Origin of the sequence: Vibrio sp. S234-5 (assembly GCF_000960595.1) — a bacterium.
Lineage (GTDB): Bacteria > Pseudomonadota > Gammaproteobacteria > Enterobacterales > Vibrionaceae > Vibrio.
In genome coordinates this window covers 1-2,343 of sequence record NZ_JZAM01000199.1, presented here as the reverse complement: position 1 = coordinate 2,343, position 2,343 = coordinate 1, and the positions used below count along the sequence as shown (strand labels likewise).

Genomic DNA, 2,343 nt, shown 5'->3' with positions numbered 1-2,343 from the left:
TCGCGTGAAGCCGAGCTTGAAATCGGCAACTACATGGTGTTTTATAATGAAGAGCGTAACCATCAAGGACTCAATAACCTCACTCCTGATGAGGCCTACTTCGGTAGGCAAAGATACGCAGCATGAGCTGGGTCAACCACTTAAGAAATGAGCTTATGCGTCCAACCATTGGGGTCCACTTCTATATTCAGTACTTTTGTCGCATATGTAATTGAACGTTGTATACCCCTGTCTTTTAGATCATTTGGCTTTATGTCAACAGGGGCCGCTTTACTTTTCATTTGAACTATTTCATCAAGGTTTTGTTCCAATATAGAGAAGGAAGAGATGAAAATAGATCTCATTATATTTTGTCGAGTTGCATTTATGTTTCGTTTTCTATCATCATCAGCAGCTTCGAGCATCATTTTGTCAAACTGTTCATTTGTTAGCCTTGTGCCCTCAACTAAATATGCCAAGTCAATGAATTGAAGAAACCTAGGCAAAGACATACCCGTATCGAAACTGTTCATTTTACTTACCTATACTAATAATGCCTAACGCCCTGCTAAGGGGTGAGCAATGCACTGCCAAAGCTACCGCACGCCGCTTTAATCACAAAACTCACCGCATGCTAAAAATGCCACGCATTGCGAATCCCGCTTAAGCAGTTTGTTAGCTTAAATTTCAGCACCTTAGATTTACCAAGCCTGAGATTAACCTGATTTGGGAAACCGGAAAACTGCCTGAGTTTTAAAACCCGAATTAACTCAAACTTTGTAGCTAGTCGTTTTTAGTGGAACCAACGATTTTTCATGGTACATGTTCGGAGAAATCAAAGCGAAAACTAAACTTCCAAAGCGACTTTGCACCAAGCTTACTGACCTCGCGCAATCCCAAAATTCAATTGAGGCAACAGCTTAAAACTCGCGTTGGAAAACAATGCTGATTTGCCGAGTAAACCTGAACGAATTACCAAGGAAAGAAAGAAAAAAACACAAACAACTGATTTTTAATGTTTTAAGCTAACGCCGCGTTAAGGGGTGAATGCCGCCTAAACCAACCTTCCGCAGACCACTTTCACCACCCAAAATCACCGCATACCAAAAATGCCACGCGGCATGAATCCCTCTTTAACGCCTTGTTATGTACGTGCTAAATGTATACAACTGCTTCAACATTGTTGCCTTCGGGATCAATTAAAAATGCTGCATAGTAGTTTGGAGAATAGTGTTTTCGTAAATCCGGTTTACCGTTACATAAACCGCCAACAGACAAACCAGCGTCATAAAAAGCTGCAACTTGACGTTTGCTTGATGCGAAAAAGGCAACGTGACATTTTGATTTGCTCACACCCTTTTCGATTAGAAACCGCACTTTTGCCTCGTTTAAAAGACCAAAACCAGCAGCACTTTCATCACACCACTTGAGCTCAATACCCAAAGGCTCAAGTGCAATCCTGTAAAATTCACGACATTCTTCAAATGCAGTGACCTTAATTTCAAAATGATCTATCACTCTCAATCCCTTAGAGTTACTTACAACTTTCCTTAAAGTACATAACGCCCGCTTAAGGGGCAGACAACGCTACTACCAAGCTTCCGCATAACACCGTAACCACAAAAACCAACGCATAGTAAAAATGCCGCGCGTTGGCTGTCCCTCTTGAAGCGTTTGTTATGTGCGCAGCCCATCAATGAACGCCTTAGCCTTTTTAGGGCTAGTTACCCTAACGAACTTTATGTGGCTGTACCTCGGGTCATTCAGTAACTCTTTGTAACGAATACGATTTGTTTTATACGTTTTCAACGTCCAGAGAATAATCGAATCTTTGCTAAGAAACGACTTTTTGAATGACTCGACATTACCTGCTTTACCCCAAAGTTCCTGTTTAGTCACAATACGAGTTAACGCTCGTTTCACAGCTTGGAATAGCGTCCTAGGAAAGGAATAGTCCACCCAAATGATGGTGTCAGCCCTAGCCCATTTGATTCCGGCTGTCCGGTTATAGTTGCCATCAAGCACCCATTGCTCGCCACTTAGATTCTCAGTTAGATTTGCGAAGAACTCTTTATCTGTAGACTCTTGCCAATTTGGCTTCCAAAATATCGCATCCATTTCCAAGTATGGGTATTTGAGCTTATTAGCAAGTTGGCGACTGAAAGTACTTTTACCACTACCACTTGTACCTATTACATTAATTCTTTTCATCACCAAACCTGATTTTTTCCCTAGCACATAACGCCGCGTTAAGGGGTGAGTGCAGCATAAACCAACCTTCCGCAGACCATTTTCACCACAAAACTCACTGCAAACCAAAAATGCCACGCGGCATGAATCCCACTTAAACGCTTTGTTATGTTT

Annotated in this window: 4 protein-coding genes and 2 pseudogenes; 1 reads left to right on the top strand and 5 read right to left on the bottom strand. The window is 41.8% G+C overall.

From position 1 onward, the window contains the following. Window positions 1-126: pseudogene (locus UF06_RS10330) on the top strand (IS3 family transposase); the annotation flags it as partial. Window positions 127-140: 14 nt separating this feature from the next. Here UF06_RS10330 and UF06_RS10325 read toward each other — a convergent pair. The 5 genes and pseudogenes from UF06_RS10325 to UF06_RS28350 form a co-directional block, all read right to left on the bottom strand. Then, window positions 141-512 carry a hypothetical protein gene (locus UF06_RS10325; protein ID WP_045570382.1) on the bottom strand — a complete coding sequence of 124 codons (372 nt, stop codon included), beginning with the start codon at window positions 510-512 and terminating at the stop codon, window positions 141-143. A gap of 492 nt (window positions 513-1,004) precedes the next feature. After that, complete coding sequence (locus UF06_RS26025) at window positions 1,005-1,106, bottom strand: DUF3265 domain-containing protein (protein WP_242402008.1); 102 nt, start codon at window positions 1,104-1,106, stop codon at window positions 1,005-1,007. Window positions 1,107-1,134: 28 nt separating this feature from the next. Continuing rightward, window positions 1,135-1,497: a VOC family protein gene (locus UF06_RS10320; RefSeq protein ID WP_045570381.1), complete on the bottom strand. Its 363-nt coding sequence runs from the start codon at window positions 1,495-1,497 to the stop codon at window positions 1,135-1,137. Window positions 1,498-1,656: 159 nt separating this feature from the next. Beyond that, the gene (locus UF06_RS10315) at window positions 1,657-2,190 is read right to left on the bottom strand and encodes a shikimate kinase (RefSeq protein ID WP_171816727.1); all 534 of its coding nucleotides are present in this window, start codon (window positions 2,188-2,190) and stop codon (window positions 1,657-1,659) included. A 30-nt stretch (window positions 2,191-2,220) separates the two neighbouring features. Beyond that, window positions 2,221-2,339: pseudogene (locus UF06_RS28350) on the bottom strand (DUF3265 domain-containing protein); the annotation flags it as partial. Between the last annotated feature and the right edge of the window lie 4 nt (window positions 2,340-2,343).

Bases quoted from the DNA above. Each gene is read 5' to 3' on its own strand.
- UF06_RS10325 (WP_045570382.1), bottom strand. From the start codon at position 512: ATGAACAGTTTCGATACGGGTATGTCTTTGCCTAGGTTTCTTCAATTC.
- UF06_RS10315 (WP_171816727.1), bottom strand. From the start codon at position 2,190: ATGAAAAGAATTAATGTAATAGGTACAAGTGGTAGTGGTAAAAGTACT.